Below are 18,149 nucleotides of genomic sequence, written 5' to 3'. Positions count from 1 at the left end.
TCCTACCTTATGCGGCTTGCAGCAACGGATCGAGTTTGCCGGCGCGCTCCAGCGCGTTGATTTCATCAAAACCGCCGACATGCATATCGCCGATGAAAATCTGCGGAAATGTGGACAGGCCGTTGGCGCGCTGAATCATTTCACGGCGCAATTCGTGGTCAAATGTCGCATCATGCTCGCGAAAGGCGACGCCTTTGCGCTGAAGCAGAGATTTGGCGGCGGCACAATAGCCGCACATGGCACGGGTATAGATCGTCACGTCTTTCATGGCAGTCCTTCTGTGCTGCGTTTCACCCCTATATAGGCGCGCGTTTAGATGTTTCACAAGATCGCTGAGCGCAGGCTTACAGATCAATCGGCAGATCAATCGGCAGTTCAGCCGAATCTGTCTGGGAAATCACCCCTTCAGCCGCCGATCCCAGCGGATCAGAGACCAGGGCGAATGTCAGCACAAGCACTTTTGCGGCACCTGCGCGCAAACAAGCTCTGGTGGCGGCCTCAATGGTGGCACCGGTGGTGAAAACATCGTCAATCAGAAGCACCGGCCTGCCTGACATCGCCATGGCACCTTGCGGCGTAGCGCGAAAAGCGCCGCGAACATTATCTGCGCGTTCGCGCCGCGTCAGACCAACCTGCCGACCGGTCGGACGGATGCGGCTGAGCGCCAGAGGCTGAAATTCAAGCTGATGCCGCCTCGCCACGTGGCGGGCCAACAGGGCGGCCTGATTGTAACGCCGGCGCAGCAGCCGCCAGCGATGCAGAGGCACCGGCACCACCAGCGGATGGCCGGTAATCAGATCATCGGCCGTGGTGGCCATCCAGCGCCCCAGAACCGGAGCCAGGTCCGGCCGGTCTTCATATTTCAGACGGGCAACAAGTTTGCGGGCAATCTCATCATACAGAACCGCAGATCGCGCCATGGTAAAGGGCGGCGGGCTGGCAATGGCCCGGGCGCTGATGATCCCCGGTCCCAGATCAAACGCAAAAGGCGTGCCCAATATGGCGCAACGGGGCTTGGTGATGAATCGCAGTTTCTGCCAGCACACCGGACACAGCGCCCCCGGTTCCAGAACCCTTTCGTCACAGGACAGGCAGGCTGGCGGCACTGCCAGATCAAGCGCAAACCGCCCCGCGGTTCTTGCAACACGGGCAATTCCTGACGCCAGAACCGGTGCGATTCGAGCAGATTGCGCGGCTAGTTTGATGTCGTGAGCAGCGGCCATGGCGCAAGTTTAAAAGAGTTTGCAGCTGAACGCCAGTTGTCCGGTTTGCGAAATTCCCTGTGACTCTGCATGGCGGGCTTTATCTTGGCCCTCTTCGAGCCTATATAGCTATAGAAGCTGCGCTTCTCGTGACTGCTCGACATATCCCCGGGGCCTTAACAATCCAAACGGGAGCTGTTCCTGACCTGGCTCGTGGGCCGGGACACACGGCGCCCACCTACGTAGTAGGTTCCCGGGATTGCTCACCGCTTCACGGTTGCCGCGGCTTCGCTTGTTATAAATGGACCGATTTCTTGAACACTGCCGTGGCCCCAGATAAATCCGCGATCCGCGACATATGTCTGGGCCGGCGCGCGTCTCTGAAATCGGATTTCCGCCAGGGAGCATCTGCGCAGATCCGCAGCTTTCTGGCAGCCCTGCTGACAGCGCGTCATCTTGTTGAAAATGTCGAGATTTCAGCCTATCTGCCGATCCGCTCGGAAGTGGATCTGGCCCCGCTGTTGCCGGATCTCGGCAAGGCCGGGGCGCTTTTGTCTTTGCCGGTTGTCGTCAGCAGAACCACAATCGTGTTTCGCAGATACGCCAGTGGTGATCCGCTGAGCTGCGCCGGGTTTGGTACAATTGGTCCTGAAGAGAGCGCTGCCATTGTCGAGCCGCAAGTCCTGCTGATGCCGCTTGCCGGATTTGACGCCAGGGGCGGGCGCATCGGCTATGGCGCCGGTCACTATGACCGGGCCCTGCAAAGTCTGCGGCAAAAAGGCCGCAACCCGATCACCATCGGTGTCGGCTTTGCGGTGCAGCAAGTATCTCAGGTTCCGGTCGAACCGCATGACATACCGCTTTGCGCGATTGTGACCGAAGCAGGCGTGACAGATGCAGCAACCACAGATGTCACCGGTACAGACTTGCTGAAGGCTGGCGCATGAGATTGCTGTTCGTCGGAGATGTGGTCGGCCGTGCCGGACGGATGGTGGTTCAGGAAACACTGCCCGGACTGATCGCCGACTACGCGCTGGATTTTGTGGTTGTCAACGGAGAGAATGCCGCAGGCGGGTTTGGCATCACGGAAGAAATTTTCATGGATCTGCTGGACGCCGGGGCGGATGCGGTGACCACCGGCAATCATGTCTGGGATCAACGCGAGGCGCTGGTGTTCTGCGCCCGGCACGATAATTTTCTGCGGCCGCTGAACTATCCGGCCGGAACGCCCGGCAAGGGAGCAGGCCTGTTTACCGCCCGCAATGGCGGCCGGGTTCTGGTGATGAATGCCATGGGTCGGGTTTTCATGAATCCAATGGATGATCCATTTCAGGCCGTACAACGCGAACTGGATGCAGCGCCGCTGGGCAGCGTTTCCGATGCGGTGATGATTGATTTTCATGCCGAGGCGACCAGCGAAAAACAGATTATGGGCCATTTTGCCGACGGGCAGGCGTCGCTGGTGGTGGGCACACACACCCATGCTCCGACCGCGGATCATCAGATTCTGGATGGCGGCACGGCCTTCATGACCGATGCCGGCATGACGGGCGACTATAATTCCATCATCGGCATGGAAGCGTCGGAGCCGCTGCAACGCATGACCAGCGCGATTTCCGCCGGGCGGTTTCAGCCGGCGCTGGGTGCAGCGACATTAAGCGGCGTCGCAGTGCTCACCGATGATTCGACCGGCCTGGCATTGCGTGTCGAGCCGGTGCGTCTGGGCGGGCGGTTGCAGGAGCATATTCCGGCTTTCTGGATCGAGCAGGACTGACACTCACAGCCGCGCTGGATTTTAAGTCCAAGCAGGCTTATAAGCCCGGCAATACGTTGATCACCCCAAAACCAAATCAGGCAGTCCGATGGCAGGTCATTCCAAATTCAAGAATATCATGCACCGCAAGGGTGCACAGGATAAAAAGCGCTCGAAGGTTTTTTCCAAACTGTCGAAGGAAATTACGGTCGCCGCAAAAATGGGAGGCGCAGACCCGGTCGGCAATCCGCGTCTGCGTCTGGCGATTCAGAACGCCAAAGCGCTGTCGATGCCCAAGGACAATATCGAGCGCGCCATCAAGAAGGCGGAAGGCGGAGACGCTGAAACCTATGATGAAATCCGCTATGAAGGCTATGGTCCCGGCGGTGTCGCCATTATCGTTGAAGCACTGACCGATAATCGCAACCGCACGGCCAGCAATGTGCGCGCCGCCTTCACCAAATTCGGCGGCTCTCTGGGGGAAACCGGCTCGGTGGGCTTCATGTTTGAGCGGGTCGGCGAGATCAATTTTCCGGCAGAAGTGGCAGATGCCGATACGGTGATGGAAGCGGCCATTGAAGCGGGCGCGGAGGATGTTCAGTCCGATGAGGACGGACACACAATTCTGTGCGCCTTTGAAGAGATCAATGAAGTGTCGACCGCGCTGGAAGCGGAACTGGGTGACGGCGCATCGGTGAACCCGACCTTCAAACCGCAGACCGGAGCGCCGGTTGAGGAAGACAAGGCGGAAACGCTGATGAAACTGATCAACGCCCTGGAAGATGATGACGATGTTCAGAACGTTTATTCCAACTTCGAAATCGATGACGCGATCATGGAAAAACTGGCGTCCCAATAAGCCATCCGTGAGTGAGGTCTGACGAGAGCCACGTGTCCCATTGTGTTCGCATCATCGGCATAGATCCGGGGCTACGGCGCACCGGCTGGGGCGTTATTGAAAGCGAAGGCAGCGCGCTGCGCTTCATCGCCTCGGGCACGGTGAGCTCTACCGACAAGGCCGATCTGGCGGCACGGCTGATGCAATTATTCCGCGGTCTCGATGACATTCTGGCGGCGCACAAGCCGGATGAAGCTGCCGTTGAGGCCACTTTTGTCAACAAGGATGCCAAAGCCACTTTGAAGCTTGGACAGGCCCGGGGTATCGCCATGGTGGTGCCGGCGCTGGCCGGACTGGAGGTCGCCGAATATGCGCCGAACCAGGTGAAAAAGACGGTTATCGGCGCCGGCCACGGCGATAAGGGCCAGATCCGGATGATGGTGAAGGTGCTGATGCCAAAAGCAGTGTTTGACACCGATGATGCAGCCGATGCTCTGGCCATCGCCATTTGCCACGCGCATCAACGCGGCGCCTTGGGCAGACTGATGCGCCAGGGTTAGCCAAATTCACGGTAACCCGGTAATCCCGCCCGCAGCCCCTCAGCCCCTCAGGCCCTCAGCCCCTCAGACTCTGGCCCAATCGGCGCTCCGCAGCTTGGCAACTTCACCCTATATCACTGACGACAACTCTCGCGGTTTCGCGGTGCCGGATTCGTCAACTGGCGATACTGAGCGGGTTCAATGATGGCCAGTGAACTCATGAGCGCTGCCATGACCCGGTGCGCAGATGGACCCTCAAAGACATTTCGATATGCGCCTGGGCAGCGGCATCTGCGGCATCAGGATCACGGGCGCGAATGGCGTCAAGGATGCGGAGATGCTCCTTGTGCAATTCCGGCGCGCGCCCCTCGGGGATGTATTTCACTCCTTTCAGCAGCGCCATTTCATCGGAAATCGCCGCGATCGAACGCAGCAAGAACCGGTTATGCGCTGCGGAATAGACAGCCGTGTGAAACTCCCAGTTGATCTGGTTCAGCAGACGTGGATCATCGGCAACCCCTGTGCTTTTCTCCAATATACTTTCCATCTCGGCAATTTCCGCATTCGATGCGTGCTGCGCGGCAAAGCGTGAAGCGACCCCTTCGAGTTGCTGACGCAATTGGTAAAGCTCCACCACCTCGTGGCGGTCCAGCTCTGCGACCACCGCGCCGCGTTGTGGCTCCATCGTCACCCGACGCTCGGATTGCAGTCGGCGCAGGGCTTCGCGCACGGGCGTGCGGCTGACCCCGAGTTCCTTTGATACAACAGATTCGCGGATGCGGTCGCCCGGATTGTAAACGCCATCACGTATCCATCCCGAAAGCGCCTGGTACACATTTTCGGCCAGCGATGGTGCTGTTTCCTCCAACCCCCCCGCACTTTTCCTGTTCTGAGAAGCTCTCGTTGTCACATGATTTTCCAATGAGATAAGCGTGGATTCACCTTAGCTTTGACCAGCGTAAATCCAAACTTGTTTTTTTATGCACTTGATTGTATACGATATAGAACATTACCATCAATTAGACTCGAATGACCCACCCGATCCAACCCGACAGGAGAAACCCTCGTGAAACGTTCCCTTGCGAAGATTGCCGCCACACTCAGCCTTTTGGCGCTTGCTGGCGTCGCCCCCGCTGCTGCGGAATATCCGGAAAAACCGATCACGCTGATCGTCGCCTATTCGCCGGGCGGTGGCACCGATACGGCGGCGCGGACAGTGGCAAAATATGTTGAAAAACACCTGGGCCAGCGCCTTGTCGTGGAAAACAAGGCGGGTGCTGGTGGCCAGATCGGATTTTCCGCTCTGGCCAAGGCAAATCCTGACGGCTATGAAATCGGCTTCATCAATGTTCCCTCGATCCAGTTGGTCAAACGTCTGCGTGACAACGTACCTTACGAGATGGCGGATTTCGCACCGATTGCCAACATTCAGCTTGATCCGGTCGTCATTGCCGTCGAGACAGACAGCCCTTATCAAACGCTGGGAGATTTGCTGGATGCAGCCAAGGCCGATCCCAGCGCACTCAACATTGGCGCTGATGGTCCGCAGTCCAACAATCAGCTACAGCTGATTGTGGCTGAGGACGCATTGCAGACCGATTTCAACTTCATCGCTTTCGATGGCTCCGGTCCCGCGATCAAGGCCACGCTGGGGGGGGATCTTGCCGCCTCGCTGCCATCGGCCAGTTCGGCAGGGTCACATGTCGATGCCGGACGTCTGCGTCTGCTGGGTGTCTTTGCCGATGAACGCAGCCCGCTCTTTCCGGATGTGCCAACCGTCAGCGAAGCGGCAGGCACCAAGGTGCCATCGGTCGGCGCATCACTACGCGGCATTGCGGCACCTGCCGGCATTTCGGACGAACACAAGGCGCGACTGGAGAAGGCTTTTGCCGATGTTATGGCAGATCCCGAATTTCTCGAACATGCAAAGACCGCCGGTCTGCCGCTCAAATACATGGATGCCGCAGCGTTTGAGACCTATCTGCAAGAGGCAGATGCGGCCTTGGGCAAATATATCGACCTGATGAAGTAAGCCAATGGGAATCGCCGAGATGACAACCCGAACCCGTGATCTGGTCTTCGCGGCCATCGCATTGGCACTGGCCATCGTGATCGCAGTGACCGCGTTCGGATATCCTTTCGGCTCTTCCTACTTTCCGCGCACTCTCGCTGTGTTCATGGGGGTGATGGCAGCATTTTTCGGTGTCCGGATACTGCTCAACCCTGCGGGCGACACGAGCGCTGCTGCGACGATCAACCTGGCGGCAGTTCTGACAGCGTTCGGCAGTGTTGCGGCTTATGTGCTGGCGCTCAAACTGGTCGGCTTCGAAGGGCCGACCTTTCTGTTTCTGCTGCTTCTGATGCTCTGGCTTGGCGCCGTCGGCTGGCTGAAAGCACTGATCCTTTCGGCGGTGTTCACGGCGTTTTTGAACGTTATCTTCTTTGGCCTGCTGAGCGTTCCGCGCCCGGACGGCCTGTTGTTCTGACGCGCCTGAAGGAACCCGACGATGTTTGAGAATATGCTTCTGGGTCTGCAGGTGCTTGCCGATCCGGCCCTGCTTCTGGCAGTACTGGTGGGTGTCGTCGGAGGTGTTGTTATCGGCGCGCTGCCGGGTCTGACCAGCACCATGGGCGTAGCCCTGCTGATCCCGGTGACGTTTTCGCTGCCGCCGCAGGTCGGGCTGGCGATGCTGGGCGGGATTTATTGCGCTTCAACCTATTCCGGCGCGATCAGCGCCATCCTGCTGAACATTCCCGGCACCTCTGCCTCTGTTGCCACGATGCTCGACGGCCATCCGATGGCCAAGGCGGGTGCGCCCGGCCGCGCGATTTCTCTGGCGACCTTCGCGTCCAGCATCGGCGGCATCGTCAGTGTCGTGGCGCTGCTGTTTCTCGCTCCGCAACTGGCCGAGTTCTCGCTGCGCTTCGGCTCACCTGAATATTTCCTGCTGGCAGTCTTCGGCATCACCGTCATCGCTTCGATGTCGGCAGGTGCTATGGAAAAAGGGCTGATTGCCGGTGCGCTGGGGCTGATCCTCAGCACAGTGGGCGTTCATCCCCTGACTGGCACCATGCGGTTTACCGCTGGAGTGCCCACGCTGTTTGATGGCATCCCGCTGGTCGTGTCTCTGATCGGCCTTTATTCCATCCCCGAGGTGATCGACCTGATTGACCGCGCCAAAGGCTCACAAGCCATTGCGGCAGGTGTCGACCGCACCAGCCCGCTGGCGGCTCTGCGCGAACTGGGACGTCAGAAGTTCAATCTGCTGCGCTCGAGCCTGATTGGCATTGCTGTGGGTATCATTCCCGGTGTCGGCTGCAGTGTTGGCGGTTTTCTGGCTTATGACGCCGCCAAGAAAGGGTCCAGGACACCTGAAAAATTCGGCCACGGTGCTGCCGAAGGCATTGTCGCCAGTGAAACCGGCAACAATGCCGTTACTGGCGGCACGCTGATCCCGCTGCTGACCCTTGGCATTCCCGGAAACCCGGTAACTGCGGTTTTGCTGGGAGGCATTATGATACACGGTCTGCGTCCGGGGCCGGAACTGTTCACCACAAATGCCGATGTTACCTATGGCTTCATCTTCAGCCTTTTCCTGTCCAATCTGCTGTTTGTCCCCGTCGGCCTGCTGCTGGCGCGTTTCGGCCTGCGGATCGTGCAGGTGCCAGCAGGCATCCTTGCGCCGCTGATCCTGTCACTCGCCGTAATCGGTGCCTATTCCCTGCGTTCTTCCATCGATGACATCTGGATCATGCTGGCCATTGGCGGGCTGGGCTGGGGCATGGCTGCGCTGGCAGTGCCCCGGGCGCCACTGGTGCTGGGGCTTGTTCTTGGTACCCTTGCCGAAGGTGAGTTGGCCCGTTCACTCGCACTGGTGCGCGGCGATCTTGGCGCGTTCGCTCTGCAACTGGTTACACGCCCTGTCGCGCTTGCAATCCTGATCCTGTGCGCCTTGGCCATCATCCACGGCATCATCCAGCACCGTCGCGATTCAAAGATGCTCGAATGACCCGCCCACTCAAAATTCCGGAGAAATTCATGCCAGCCATTCAGTCTGTGTCCTGCCCCATTCGCAAGGTCGGAGACGGAAAGGCACATCATTTTTTTGGTTATTACAACAAAAGCATCTGGGATCAATCGGGGGAAAAGATGCTCGCCCTGCGCGTGCCATGGGCGAGCCGCGACCTGACGGCAACCGATACCGCGCAAATCGGGTATTTTGATCTGACGAAAGGCGACACCTTTCATGCCATCGGTGAAACTTCTGCCTGGAACTGGCAAATGGGCTGTCAATTGCAATGGCTTCCGGGCCTTGCCGGCAACAAGGTGATCTACAATATCCGCGATCCAAAATCCGTCGGCCACTACCCGGGCTTCGCGGCCCGTATCAGAGATATCGAAACGGGTGGGGAAATGACCTTGCCCGACCCGGTCTATTCAGTTGCGCCCGACAGCAGCTTTGCCATCTGCGTCGACTACCGGCGCTTCAACCTGACCCATCCGACAATCGGTTACGTCGAGGGGGCAGCCCCTGCCGATCTGCCGCTTGCCCCTGCCACCGACGGTATTTTTCGCATGAGCCTGCCCGGTGGTGATATGAAGCTGGTCCTCAGCCTGCACGATCTGAGGCACTTCCAGCCCGTTGTCTCAATGGAGGGTGCGGTTCACTGGGTCACTCATCTCGAAATCAATTCCGCCTCAGACCGAGTGTTGTTCATCCACCGCTGGACCCGACGGGTCGAGGATGAAACCTGTTTTCTGCACCGGCTGTTCAGCATGGCCCCGGACGGCAGTGCACTGACCCTGCTGGAATGCACCGATCACCCGATTCCGCATCTGGAGCAGGATCACGACGCCAACAGGCTGGACACGTTCGACTACGAAAAGTCGGAATACCAGATTTCCCATCCGATCTGGCGCGACGATCGGACCATCATGGTATGGGCGCCGCATAATGGCGAAATCCACTATCGGCTTTATGATTCCGATACCGGCACGACCCGAGCGGTCGGTGTGGATGTGCTGACGGAAAACGGTCACATGACATATTCGCCGGATGGTCAATGGATGGTGTCGGACACCTACCCCGACAAGGTCAGCAATATCCGGATGCTGTTTCTCTACCATCTGGAAAGCGGCACGCGCTACGACATCGCGGCGCTGGTAACAAACCCTGACCTGGGTAAGGAAAACCGCTGCGACCTGCATCCGCGATGGCATCCTGATGGCAATTCTGTTTGCGTGGATTCCATTCACGAAGGCGATCGGCAGCTTTACATAGTCGATGTCAGCACGTTGACTAAAGCTGCCACATGAAAAGCGCAGTCCGAGCCTCAGTTTCAGGATGAGCACGGATTGTCTGGCAGCACTCCAGTTTCAGGCAGCACCCAAATTAACGCGGCGATCCTACCTGATCAGCATCACAAAGTGGTTCGCCGTTCATGATATGGCTCTCGCAGGCTGCCGGCACATGGAAATCCGCAAGAGTTAAAATACCATCACGGCCTACAATGACTTTGAAGATATCGAAGCGGATGCACCTGAGCGGATGGCCTCAAAGCTGGCTCTTGCCCCATTGGTCAAGCCTGAATGACAGTTGCCGTTGGCATGCAGTTCTAACATCATATCACTGACGCCGCGTACCAAACTGCCATGCACGACATCTTCTATGGCCGTGAAGCTGTCTATTGATCAAGTCGCCAACCTTCGAGCAACGGTGCCAATGAACGCCGCCAATTTGGGCCTGATTTTTCTCTATCAGGCTCCGCTTCTGTGTCTCTCCAAAACAACAGTTGATTAATACAATTTATTTGCGTAAATATATTTGAACCGGGAGACAAGTGCTTTTCCTTGTGGATTGGCCCAACCTCGGGACGCAGCTTCAGGCGAACGGCGCGGCCCAGCCAAAGACGTCGTCAAATGATGCGGTGAAAAACAATCGGTCAATTTTTGACCAGCAAGGAGGACTACCAAATGGGTTTCAAGAAAACGTATCTCGGTATTGCGACAGCGTTGCTGACCGCAATGGGAACCATGGTGCATGCCGCGGAAGTTGAACTGGAATACTGGGTGTATTCCGACTTTGGCGCAGGCAAGGCCGGAGAACTGCAAAAGACATTCATCGCCGAATTTGAAAAAGCTAACCCCGGCGTGAAGATCAATCTGTCTGCCAAAGGCGATGGCGACCTCACATCCGGCCAAATTGCCGGTGCAGCCAGTGGGACGCTACCCGATGTGTTCATGAACTCAACTGCTGTCGGCAGCACACTTACCGCCGCCGGCGCCCTGAAGAATATTAAAGCTGAGTGGGATGCCATGCCTGCTGAGTTTCGCGATCAGTTTAACAAGGATCTGATCGATGTCTGTACACCCAAGCCGGATGTGATGTACTGCATCCCTTACACAGGCTTCGGTTCGTTCATGTATCGCAATCTTGGCGTCCTGGAAGCTGCCGGCATTGACCCAGCTGAGCCGGTGCAGACCTGGGATCAGTGGATAGCCCAGATGGAGAAAATCAAGGCTGCGGGCAAGACCGCTGTTCCAGATATGTCTCTGGTCTGGTTCTCAATCGTCGACATCTATTCCGGCCTTGCAGATGCGAGCGAGTGGGGTGCCGACTTCGAGAACAAGAAGACGCTTTTGAACAAAGAGAAATACGCGCAAACGCTTGAGATGTTGGCCAAGATGTACCCGTTCAGCTCCGGCACCAGCCTCTGGGATCAGGCCACCAACGATCTGTTTGCAAGTAACGAGCTTGCTTTCTCCCTGAATGGCCCATGGGCAAATCCTGGCTATGAAGCGGCGGCTGCTGAAAACCCCGATTTCAAATATGACTGGGTTCTCGTTCCCGGTCCTGAAGCCGGTAAACAAGGTGGCGTGAAAGGCTATGAAATGATTGGCGTGGCTCCCGGTGACAATGCCGGCATCGCCTTCAAGTTTGCAGCCTATGTTGCCGAGAAACAGCAGATGATCCGTTGGGCCTCCGCTTTGGGTCGCTATAACTCAAACGATGCCGCTCTTGGTGACCCAAGTGTTGCCGGTCATCCGCTGCTGAAGATCACGAATGCTGCCGTGCCGTATGCGCTCTTCAACAAACCGCCCTTCTTCCAGGGCACCTACCCTTCAGACTACTGGCAGGCGATGGTCGACAACGCCAGTGATGTTATGGAAGGCAAGATGACGCCAATGGAAGGTGCCGAGGCAACAATCGAGGCACTCAACGAGATACTCGAAGACGGCTAAGCCGAACTCCCAACAACCAGATCGCGGCGCTGCAATTGTGCCGCGATCTCCAATGAAGCCGGTGAGGAACGAATGAACCCTGGTCTCAAACGCATAGCACCCCATTACATCATGCTTGCGCCGTTCTTCATTATCTTTGCGGTCTTCTTTCTCTATCCCATCGTCAGCGGTCTGTTTTACAGCTTCTTTGAATGGGATGCGATCAATGAGCCTGTTTTTCGGGGGTTGGGCAATTATGAAAAGATTCTGACATCGAGAAAGTTCGAGAAATCGATCACAAACCTTTTGCTCTATGTCGCGATAACAGTTCCGTTGGGTATCACAATCGCCTTCCTGCTGGCCGTCATGGTCGACAGTTTCAAAGGCGTTTGGGGCAAGATCTTCCGCTCCGCCTATTTCGTCCCAGTGATGATGCCTCTGTTTCTGGCTGCCACTATCTGGCGCTGGATCTACGCGCCGAACTTCGGAATCATCAACACCCTCACAGGTTGGTTTGGCTTTGAGTCGGTGAACTTCCTCAATGACACCGATACGATGTTGTTTGCGCTCATTGCCGTCGATATCTGGGTGTCGGCCGGGTTCAATATGGTCATCATTCTGGCTGGTTTGAAAAACGTACCCGAGCATCTCTACGAGGCCGCCCGGCTTGATGGCGCAACCAAGCTGCAAGAGCTCAGATATGTGACGATCCCGATGACCGCACCCGTTCTGTTCTTCGTTATCACCTATGGGTTCATATCGGCACTTCAGGTATTCGATGTTCCGTGGCTGCTCACCGCATCCGACTTCCAAGACTATGGTGGTCGAAGACAAACCCTGTTGTTCCCGGTGATGGACATGATGGGGCGTGGATTCGGTCGTTTGCGATTTGGTGAAGCGGCGGCCTACGGTTTCATCCTTACGTTCATTATCATAACGTTCACTGCCGCAATGTTCGCAATGCGCAGGAGGCAAAAATGAGTAATGCGCTGACCATGCCTCGTTCGTTAAAACGAATTTCGCTCTGGATGGTCCTAAAATGGATCGCAGCAATATGCGTAGCTATCATCGCCTTGTTTCCACTTTGGTGGATGTTCAACATTGTCTTTGCCGAGCCTGGTGTTCCTGTGGCGGTCAACCCACGTCTTTATCCTACGTCTCTTTGGCACGGGATCACCAATATACAGAAAGTTTTCGCTGAAACCGGATATTTGCGCGCCTATTACATCTCGGTGCTCTACACGCTCCTCACAATTGTGGGAGTGTTGACCATCAGTTCAATGGCGGCATTCGAATTCGCATTGTTTGATTTCCCGGGACGCAAAATTCTCTTTTCAGTGGTCATGCTTTCGTTGATGGTGCCTCTGGCCGTGACCCTGATCCCGACCTACCTGCTGGTGGCTGATCTTGGCTGGCTGAACACAATGCGGGGCCTCGTTGTGCCGGGGCTCGCGTCAGCCTTTGGATTGTTTATGCTTACTCAGTTCATGGAGAGCATTCCCAGGGAGACGCTTGAGGCAGGCCGCCTGGAAGGCGCCAACCATTTCCAACTTTATTGGCACATCGCCCTGCCTCTCTCAAAGAACGCTTTGATCACACTGGCGATCCTGACCTTCATGAAGACCTGGGGCAACTTTATCTGGCCTCTGGTCGTCTCAGCCAAGCAGGACATGTACACCGTCAGTCAGGTAGTCAACCTGTTCAATTCGCCGTTTTCACACACTACTGTTGATGTCGTCATGACCGCGAATCTGCTGGCTGCGATTCCCCCGATCATATTCTTTATCATCTTCCAGAGAAAAATCATCGAAGGTGTTCAGATGTCCGGGACAAAGGGATGAGTAGAGCATGCCACCAGACCTGCTGACACACATTGTTTCGCGTAAACCAAAGGAACGATACTAAAATGTCTGAGCTTCATATCAGGGACGGTTTTAAGAGCTACGGCGAAGTGTCCGTTTTGCGTAACATCAATCTGGATGTGGCGACCGGAGAATTCGTGGTTCTTGTGGGGCCATCCGGATGCGGTAAGTCGACACTGTTGCGCATGATCTCGGGTCTTGAGGATATCACATCAGGCGAGATGGAACTGGACGGTTGCATTGTCAATGACGTGGACCCAGCCCAACGGGGGATCGCCATGGTGTTCCAGTCCTACGCGCTGTTTCCGCATATGACCGTCGCCCAGAACATGGGTTTCAGCCTGAAACTGGCCAAACGGCCCAGGAGCGAAATCGCCGAGAAGGTCGGCAAAGCCGCCGCAATCTTGCGGCTTGAGGAACTGCTCGACCGCAAACCTTCACAGCTATCAGGTGGGCAAAAGCAACGGGTTGCCATTGGCCGGGCCATTGTGCGCGACCCAAAGATCTTCTTGTTCGATGAGCCCCTGTCAAACCTTGATGCAGAGTTACGAATCCAAATGCGAGCGGAATTGATCCAGCTGCATGAGCAACTTGGTACAACAATGATCTATGTGACCCATGATCAGGTCGAGGCCATGACTCTGGCTGACAAAATGGTGGTGCTGGAGGCCGGCAACATTCAGCAAGTCGGCCGACCCCTGGAGCTTTACGACGATCCGGATAACAAGTTCGTGGCCGGTTTTGTTGGTACGCCGAAGATGAATTTCATGGCTGTCAAGGTTGTCAAGAAGACAGCAGGGGCCCTCACACTGGCGCTCAAGGAAGGCGCAGATGGCTACACATTTACAGTTCCGTTCAGGGGTGGGGCAAATGAGATTGGAGACGAATTAGAAGTTGGCATACGGCCTGATCAGCTACACTTCCAAGAGAAAGCCGGTAACGAATTCACAATTCCGGTGTCGGTGGCCTTTGTCGAAGAACTCGGCGATTTGACTTATGTCTATGTCGACACCGCGACGGAGGAGCGTTTGTCGTTGCAAAAGAAAGACGGGCGTCACAACAAGGCCCGCGAGGGATTTGCCGTCGCGGAAGCAACTTCAATCCTGTTGTTCGACCTGAATGGAAAGAGAATGCGCGCCGCTTAGCGTTCTTGTATCAGCGGCGGTCACAGCAACAATGCACTATCACAATCTAGTATTGCGTCAGCAGATTGTAGAGGCTTTCGCGTTCAGTGGGTCGCACATAACCGAGACCATTGTGCTGCGTCGTGGATGGATTGAGCAATGTGGATAACGGCAAAGCCGCGGCCCCCAATGTGATATCGCCTGAAACAAACTCCAGTTCGAACCCGTTTGGTTCTCTGATCGAAGAACGGGTTTCTGCCAATCGCTCTTGAGCCTCCCTTACCAAATCCTTCAGCAATGGGTCCGGAAGCAGGCCGCCCAAGAACACTTTCTCGGGATCAAACACGTTCTGCAGAATGTTGATCGCCGTGCACAAGTGCTGCACTGCATTGTCCTTCCACGCCATCAGGTGTCGATCTTTGGCAATAAAAGCGTCCAGGACTTCCTGCTCAGATACGGATGAGTATTCGATGTCGGTTTGTTTAATTGCCTGATAGGCGGAGAAAAGCGAGACATAGCGCTCCAGACAGCCCTTGTTGCCACAAGGACACTGACGACCTCCAGGCTCCACGATTATGTGGCCAATTTCCGCAGAACGATTGTGAGCGCCGCTGTAGTGGGCACCATTGATCATCAAACCGCCTCCAAGTCCCAGTCCAAAATAGAAATAGATGAACGACTGAATGTTCTTTGCGGCACCAAACAGACCTTCGCCAATAGCCGCGGTTGTTGCATCATTTTCAACAAACACCGGCAGTCCGGTTCGTTTGGAAAGGGAATCTGAAAGGGGATAGCCCTTCCAGTTTTTCATGGTGAGCGAATTTCCGGAAACAAAGACACCATTCTTGAAGACACCTGGCATCGCGACGCCCACGCCCAACAGCCTTTTCCTCAAATCCGGTCGGCTCTCGAACAATGCATTGATGACGTTCTCAGCCTGGGCCTCCGCATAGTCCGGGTCCTGGTTCTCAAGCTCAATTCTGAATTCGCTCAGACTTTCTCCGACGACATTGGCCAGTCTGCCGATAATTCTGTGTTGGTCGATATGAAGGCCGACGATGAGCGCTCCTTCGCGGTCAATCGAATATTCCCGTGCCGGCTTACCTTTTTTGCCGGTGTGCAAACTCTTCTCAATGATCAGGCCGTAGGGCATCAGTTCCGACACGATGTTCGAGACTGTCTGCGGCGTCAGTTGCGTCCGTTCGGCCACTTCGTTTCGCGAAATCGGGCCGTGGCGAAAAATCGACTCAAACGCAACCCTGCGGTTGAGGCTTTTGGCATTTCCAAGATTTGCACCCTTCAGCGGCAAATCGGTCTCCTATTTTCATCATGGCGTGAACCCTTTGCGCCACACCTTACTGTATTCTGTCGTGATTTCTAGGAGTTCTGAGAAATTGCTCACAGCCTAAGATATCGGCCCATGAACGTGTGTTCTGTATGGAAGTTGTCAGAATTATCAGACCGACAATGCATCCGGTCGATAACCTCCTCTTGAATAATACAAATGTTTTGTGTTATCCGTATTTGTCGGCGTCGGCGCTCCTCCTGTCAATAAAATAGGCATCAGCATGATTGTTCAGAGATTCATTCGAGAGCAGCCGGACCTTGTTAAGCGAATGTTGGCCTCCGGTTTTGCTGATTTTCAGGATCTGCTGCCGAACTGGAGCGCTGATCGAATCTATCTCGTGGGAACAGGCAGCTCCAAGAATGCCATTCTGGGAGCAGTCAGCTGTTTTGCAGGTCAAAACGCGCATGTCTCCATTCATAGCCCCATGGAATTCTTGCAGTTGAACAATCCGGTGTCCACAAACCGCGTTATTTGTATTGTCGTCTCCCAATCCGGGGAGAGCATCGATACCAATACAGCGACGCGTCTGATGCTGAAGGCTGGCGCACACGTGATTGCTGTGACAGCTGGAAAAGACAGCCCCTTGGCAGACCTGAATCCGAAATTATTGATTTTGCCGGTCGAAGACGAAACGATCGGACCAAAAACCAAGGGGTTCTTTGCAACTCTGATCGCCCTTCACTTGCTTGGAAATGCTCTGAGTAAACGCTCCATCGAGGTTGATCGGATTGCCGCCGCGGACGAGGTGGCTGTCTTTACGGAGACAGCAAATGACTGGGCCAGAGGTGTCAGCAGCACGTTGGCTGAATGCGATGTTGTCGTCGTGGTCGGGCAAGGCAGCCACGTCGGCACAGCCCTCGAAGGCTCACTCAAAATCGCCGAAATGAGCGGCGTTCCATGTTTCGGCCTTGAGACCGAAGAGGCATCCCATGGTCGCTTTCACTGCATAACGGACAGAAGCGCAGTCATTTTCATTGCCTCGACTGAAACCGAAATGGAGTTCGCACAGCGACTGCGTTCAGCCTTGAACCAGTTCGACCTGACGTCATACATCGTCGACCTGACGGGCGCAGCAAAGCCCTCCCCGGATGTCGATTTGAGATGGACAGGCAACATTAAGGGTTTTCCAGTTGAGGTTCTTGCCGGTGTCATTCCATTTCAGTTGTTGGCTGTGCACATGGCAGAAGCGCGCGGCATAGTTCCCGAAAAAATGCGATATCCTGATATGGGCAAGTATTTGGGTATCAAAGTAGGGAAAACGGTGTGAGCGAAGCATTCTACTACGCAGTCGATATTGGTGGCACATCGATCAAGACCGGGATTACTTCGTCCAAAGGCGAGGTGATCGGCAAAAATTTTCTTCCGACTGATGCAAAATTAGAGTTCGACGCTCTTTCCGACGCAATTGCAGCTCAACTCGACGAGATGAGAACATCGTATGGTGTTAAACCTCGCGGACTTGGCATTTGCGTTCCTGGATATCCAGACCCTTTGACCGGCCGATTGATTGATGGATCAGGCAATGTGCCCGTTTTGCGCGAGGCCTCAATTGCCAGCTCTTTATCAAACAGAATGAAAGTCCCATCAGTCATTGAAAATGATGGTGTTTGCGCCGCCCTCGGCGAGTTGCACTTTGGCGTTGGTCGCGACGTCGACAGCTTTGCGATGATAACACTGGGAACCGGGATCGGCGGCGCGATCGTCGCCAACCGCACTGTCATACAGGGACCGAATGGTGAGCCACCGGAGTTCGGTGCAATTGTCGTTCAACCGGGTGTGGGTGCTATTCGAAAGGGTATACACGGATCCTTTGAAGACTTTGTCGGAGGCCGCGCGGTTCTGGCCGACTACGCAGAAAAATCGGGTGAACCTGCTTCACTACTCAATATTAATCTTCTGCGCGAGCGAGCGATAGCTGGGGAGTCGCTGGCGCTGGACACGTTCGACATGATGGCCGAATATACGGCGCAAGCGATTGGCACAATTTTCAATCTGACTGGTCTGACCCACTGTGTTATTGGAGGCGGTGTCTCCAACGCGGGTACATTCCTGACTGATCCCATAGTCGAGAAGTTGCCAAAATACACGTGGCCACTTTTGCTTGAAAGAGCGCACGTAGTTGTTGCTCAGAACGGCAATGACGCGGGATTAATCGGCGCAATGTCAGTATTCACTTCCAGCTCAGGTCACATGCCTGATAACCCCTCCACCAAGCGCGCTGTGCAAAAAGCGACGATCTTTGGAACGGTTGCAGGATGATG

Annotated in this window: 18 protein-coding genes and 1 other RNA gene; 15 read left to right on the top strand and 4 right to left on the bottom strand. The window is 55.5% G+C overall.

Annotated elements, in window-relative coordinates:
- Window positions 1-7: 7 nt before the first annotated feature.
- The gene (gene grxC, locus RAL88_RS11265; RefSeq protein WP_306263413.1) at window positions 8-268 is read right to left on the bottom strand and encodes a glutaredoxin 3; all 261 of its coding nucleotides are present in this window, start codon (window positions 266-268) and stop codon (window positions 8-10) included.
- 76 nt (window positions 269-344) lie between these two features.
- Window positions 345-1,223 carry a ComF family protein gene (locus RAL88_RS11260; RefSeq protein ID WP_306263412.1) on the bottom strand — a complete coding sequence of 293 codons (879 nt, stop codon included), beginning with the start codon at window positions 1,221-1,223 and terminating at the stop codon, window positions 345-347.
- 111 nt (window positions 1,224-1,334) lie between these two features.
- Here RAL88_RS11260 and ssrS point away from each other — a divergent pair.
- The 5 genes from ssrS to ruvC all read left to right on the top strand — a co-directional run bounded on the left by ssrS (window position 1,335) and on the right by ruvC (window position 4,353).
- A non-coding RNA gene (gene ssrS / locus RAL88_RS11255) (6S RNA) lies at window positions 1,335-1,495 on the top strand.
- A gap of 33 nt (window positions 1,496-1,528) precedes the next feature.
- Window positions 1,529-2,149, top strand: coding sequence for a 5-formyltetrahydrofolate cyclo-ligase (locus RAL88_RS11250; RefSeq protein ID WP_306263410.1), 621 nt, complete (start codon window positions 1,529-1,531; stop codon window positions 2,147-2,149).
- A complete protein-coding gene (locus tag RAL88_RS11245; RefSeq protein ID WP_306263409.1) occupies window positions 2,146-2,976 on the top strand; it encodes a TIGR00282 family metallophosphoesterase in 831 nt (276 codons plus the stop codon). The genes RAL88_RS11250 and RAL88_RS11245 overlap by 4 nt, the downstream gene beginning before the upstream one ends.
- Before the next feature lie 88 nt (window positions 2,977-3,064).
- Complete coding sequence (locus tag RAL88_RS11240; RefSeq protein ID WP_306263408.1) at window positions 3,065-3,814, top strand: YebC/PmpR family DNA-binding transcriptional regulator; 750 nt, start codon at window positions 3,065-3,067, stop codon at window positions 3,812-3,814.
- A 32-nt stretch (window positions 3,815-3,846) separates the two neighbouring features.
- Complete coding sequence (gene ruvC / locus RAL88_RS11235; RefSeq protein ID WP_306263407.1) at window positions 3,847-4,353, top strand: crossover junction endodeoxyribonuclease RuvC; 507 nt, start codon at window positions 3,847-3,849, stop codon at window positions 4,351-4,353.
- A 196-nt stretch (window positions 4,354-4,549) separates the two neighbouring features.
- Here the strand turns inward: ruvC and RAL88_RS11230 are convergent, their stop codons facing one another.
- Window positions 4,550-5,242, bottom strand: coding sequence for a GntR family transcriptional regulator (locus tag RAL88_RS11230; protein WP_306263406.1), 693 nt, complete (start codon window positions 5,240-5,242; stop codon window positions 4,550-4,552).
- Between the two features lie 156 nt (window positions 5,243-5,398).
- Here RAL88_RS11230 and RAL88_RS11225 point away from each other — a divergent pair, with 156 nt between their 5' ends.
- From RAL88_RS11225 to RAL88_RS11190, 8 genes are all read left to right on the top strand, one after another.
- On the top strand, window positions 5,399-6,364 hold the full coding sequence (locus RAL88_RS11225; RefSeq protein ID WP_306263405.1) for a tripartite tricarboxylate transporter substrate binding protein: 966 nt from the start codon (window positions 5,399-5,401) through the stop codon (window positions 6,362-6,364).
- A gap of 4 nt (window positions 6,365-6,368) precedes the next feature.
- Window positions 6,369-6,818 carry a tripartite tricarboxylate transporter TctB family protein gene (locus RAL88_RS11220; RefSeq protein WP_306263404.1) on the top strand — a complete coding sequence of 150 codons (450 nt, stop codon included), beginning with the start codon at window positions 6,369-6,371 and terminating at the stop codon, window positions 6,816-6,818.
- A gap of 21 nt (window positions 6,819-6,839) precedes the next feature.
- Complete coding sequence (locus tag RAL88_RS11215) at window positions 6,840-8,342, top strand: tripartite tricarboxylate transporter permease (protein ID WP_306263403.1); 1,503 nt, start codon at window positions 6,840-6,842, stop codon at window positions 8,340-8,342.
- Between the two features lie 29 nt (window positions 8,343-8,371).
- The gene (locus RAL88_RS11210; RefSeq protein ID WP_306263402.1) at window positions 8,372-9,649 is read left to right on the top strand and encodes a hypothetical protein; all 1,278 of its coding nucleotides are present in this window, start codon (window positions 8,372-8,374) and stop codon (window positions 9,647-9,649) included.
- 657 nt (window positions 9,650-10,306) lie between these two features.
- The gene (locus RAL88_RS11205; protein WP_306263401.1) at window positions 10,307-11,575 is read left to right on the top strand and encodes an ABC transporter substrate-binding protein; all 1,269 of its coding nucleotides are present in this window, start codon (window positions 10,307-10,309) and stop codon (window positions 11,573-11,575) included.
- Between the two features lie 72 nt (window positions 11,576-11,647).
- Window positions 11,648-12,535: a carbohydrate ABC transporter permease gene (locus RAL88_RS11200; protein WP_306263400.1), complete on the top strand. Its 888-nt coding sequence runs from the start codon at window positions 11,648-11,650 to the stop codon at window positions 12,533-12,535.
- A complete protein-coding gene (locus RAL88_RS11195; RefSeq protein WP_306263399.1) occupies window positions 12,532-13,395 on the top strand; it encodes a carbohydrate ABC transporter permease in 864 nt (287 codons plus the stop codon). The genes RAL88_RS11200 and RAL88_RS11195 overlap by 4 nt, the downstream gene beginning before the upstream one ends.
- 65 nt (window positions 13,396-13,460) lie before the next feature.
- Complete coding sequence (locus RAL88_RS11190) at window positions 13,461-14,561, top strand: ABC transporter ATP-binding protein (protein WP_306263397.1); 1,101 nt, start codon at window positions 13,461-13,463, stop codon at window positions 14,559-14,561.
- A 46-nt stretch (window positions 14,562-14,607) separates the two neighbouring features.
- Here RAL88_RS11190 and RAL88_RS11185 read toward each other — a convergent pair whose 3' ends face one another.
- Entirely contained in the window at window positions 14,608-15,849 is a 1,242-nt protein-coding gene (locus tag RAL88_RS11185) for an ROK family transcriptional regulator (RefSeq protein ID WP_306263395.1), read from the bottom strand.
- A gap of 259 nt (window positions 15,850-16,108) precedes the next feature.
- Here RAL88_RS11185 and RAL88_RS11180 point away from each other — a divergent pair, with 259 nt between their 5' ends.
- Together RAL88_RS11180 and RAL88_RS11175 are read left to right on the top strand one after the other, a co-directional pair.
- Window positions 16,109-17,155 (top strand): SIS domain-containing protein, encoded by a 1,047-nt coding sequence (locus RAL88_RS11180; RefSeq protein WP_306263394.1) that lies wholly within the window; start codon window positions 16,109-16,111, stop codon window positions 17,153-17,155.
- Window positions 17,152-18,147: an ROK family protein gene (locus RAL88_RS11175; protein ID WP_306263392.1), complete on the top strand. Its 996-nt coding sequence runs from the start codon at window positions 17,152-17,154 to the stop codon at window positions 18,145-18,147. The genes RAL88_RS11180 and RAL88_RS11175 overlap by 4 nt, the downstream gene beginning before the upstream one ends.
- Window positions 18,148-18,149 lie beyond the last annotated feature (2 nt).

Source organism: Pararhizobium sp. IMCC3301 (assembly GCF_030758315.1).
Taxonomy (GTDB): domain Bacteria; phylum Pseudomonadota; class Alphaproteobacteria; order Rhizobiales.
This window is presented reverse-complemented; position numbering and strand designations above follow the sequence as displayed.

What these genes read in the sequence shown, in the direction of transcription:
- grxC (WP_306263413.1), bottom strand. Translation starts at nt 268, where the DNA reads ATGAAAGACGTGACGATCTATACCCGTGCCATGTGCGGCTATTGTGCC.
- RAL88_RS11260 (WP_306263412.1), bottom strand. Translation starts at nt 1,223, where the DNA reads ATGGCCGCTGCTCACGACATCAAACTAGCCGCGCAATCTGCTCGAATC.
- RAL88_RS11245 (WP_306263409.1), top strand. Translation starts at nt 2,146, where the DNA reads ATGAGATTGCTGTTCGTCGGAGATGTGGTCGGCCGTGCCGGACGGATG.
- RAL88_RS11240 (WP_306263408.1), top strand. Translation starts at nt 3,065, where the DNA reads ATGGCAGGTCATTCCAAATTCAAGAATATCATGCACCGCAAGGGTGCA.
- RAL88_RS11220 (WP_306263404.1), top strand. Translation starts at nt 6,369, where the DNA reads ATGGGAATCGCCGAGATGACAACCCGAACCCGTGATCTGGTCTTCGCG.
- RAL88_RS11215 (WP_306263403.1), top strand. Translation starts at nt 6,840, where the DNA reads ATGTTTGAGAATATGCTTCTGGGTCTGCAGGTGCTTGCCGATCCGGCC.
- RAL88_RS11210 (WP_306263402.1), top strand. Translation starts at nt 8,372, where the DNA reads ATGCCAGCCATTCAGTCTGTGTCCTGCCCCATTCGCAAGGTCGGAGAC.
- RAL88_RS11205 (WP_306263401.1), top strand. Translation starts at nt 10,307, where the DNA reads ATGGGTTTCAAGAAAACGTATCTCGGTATTGCGACAGCGTTGCTGACC.
- RAL88_RS11200 (WP_306263400.1), top strand. Translation starts at nt 11,648, where the DNA reads ATGAACCCTGGTCTCAAACGCATAGCACCCCATTACATCATGCTTGCG.
- RAL88_RS11195 (WP_306263399.1), top strand. Translation starts at nt 12,532, where the DNA reads ATGAGTAATGCGCTGACCATGCCTCGTTCGTTAAAACGAATTTCGCTC.
- RAL88_RS11190 (WP_306263397.1), top strand. Translation starts at nt 13,461, where the DNA reads ATGTCTGAGCTTCATATCAGGGACGGTTTTAAGAGCTACGGCGAAGTG.
- RAL88_RS11180 (WP_306263394.1), top strand. Translation starts at nt 16,109, where the DNA reads ATGATTGTTCAGAGATTCATTCGAGAGCAGCCGGACCTTGTTAAGCGA.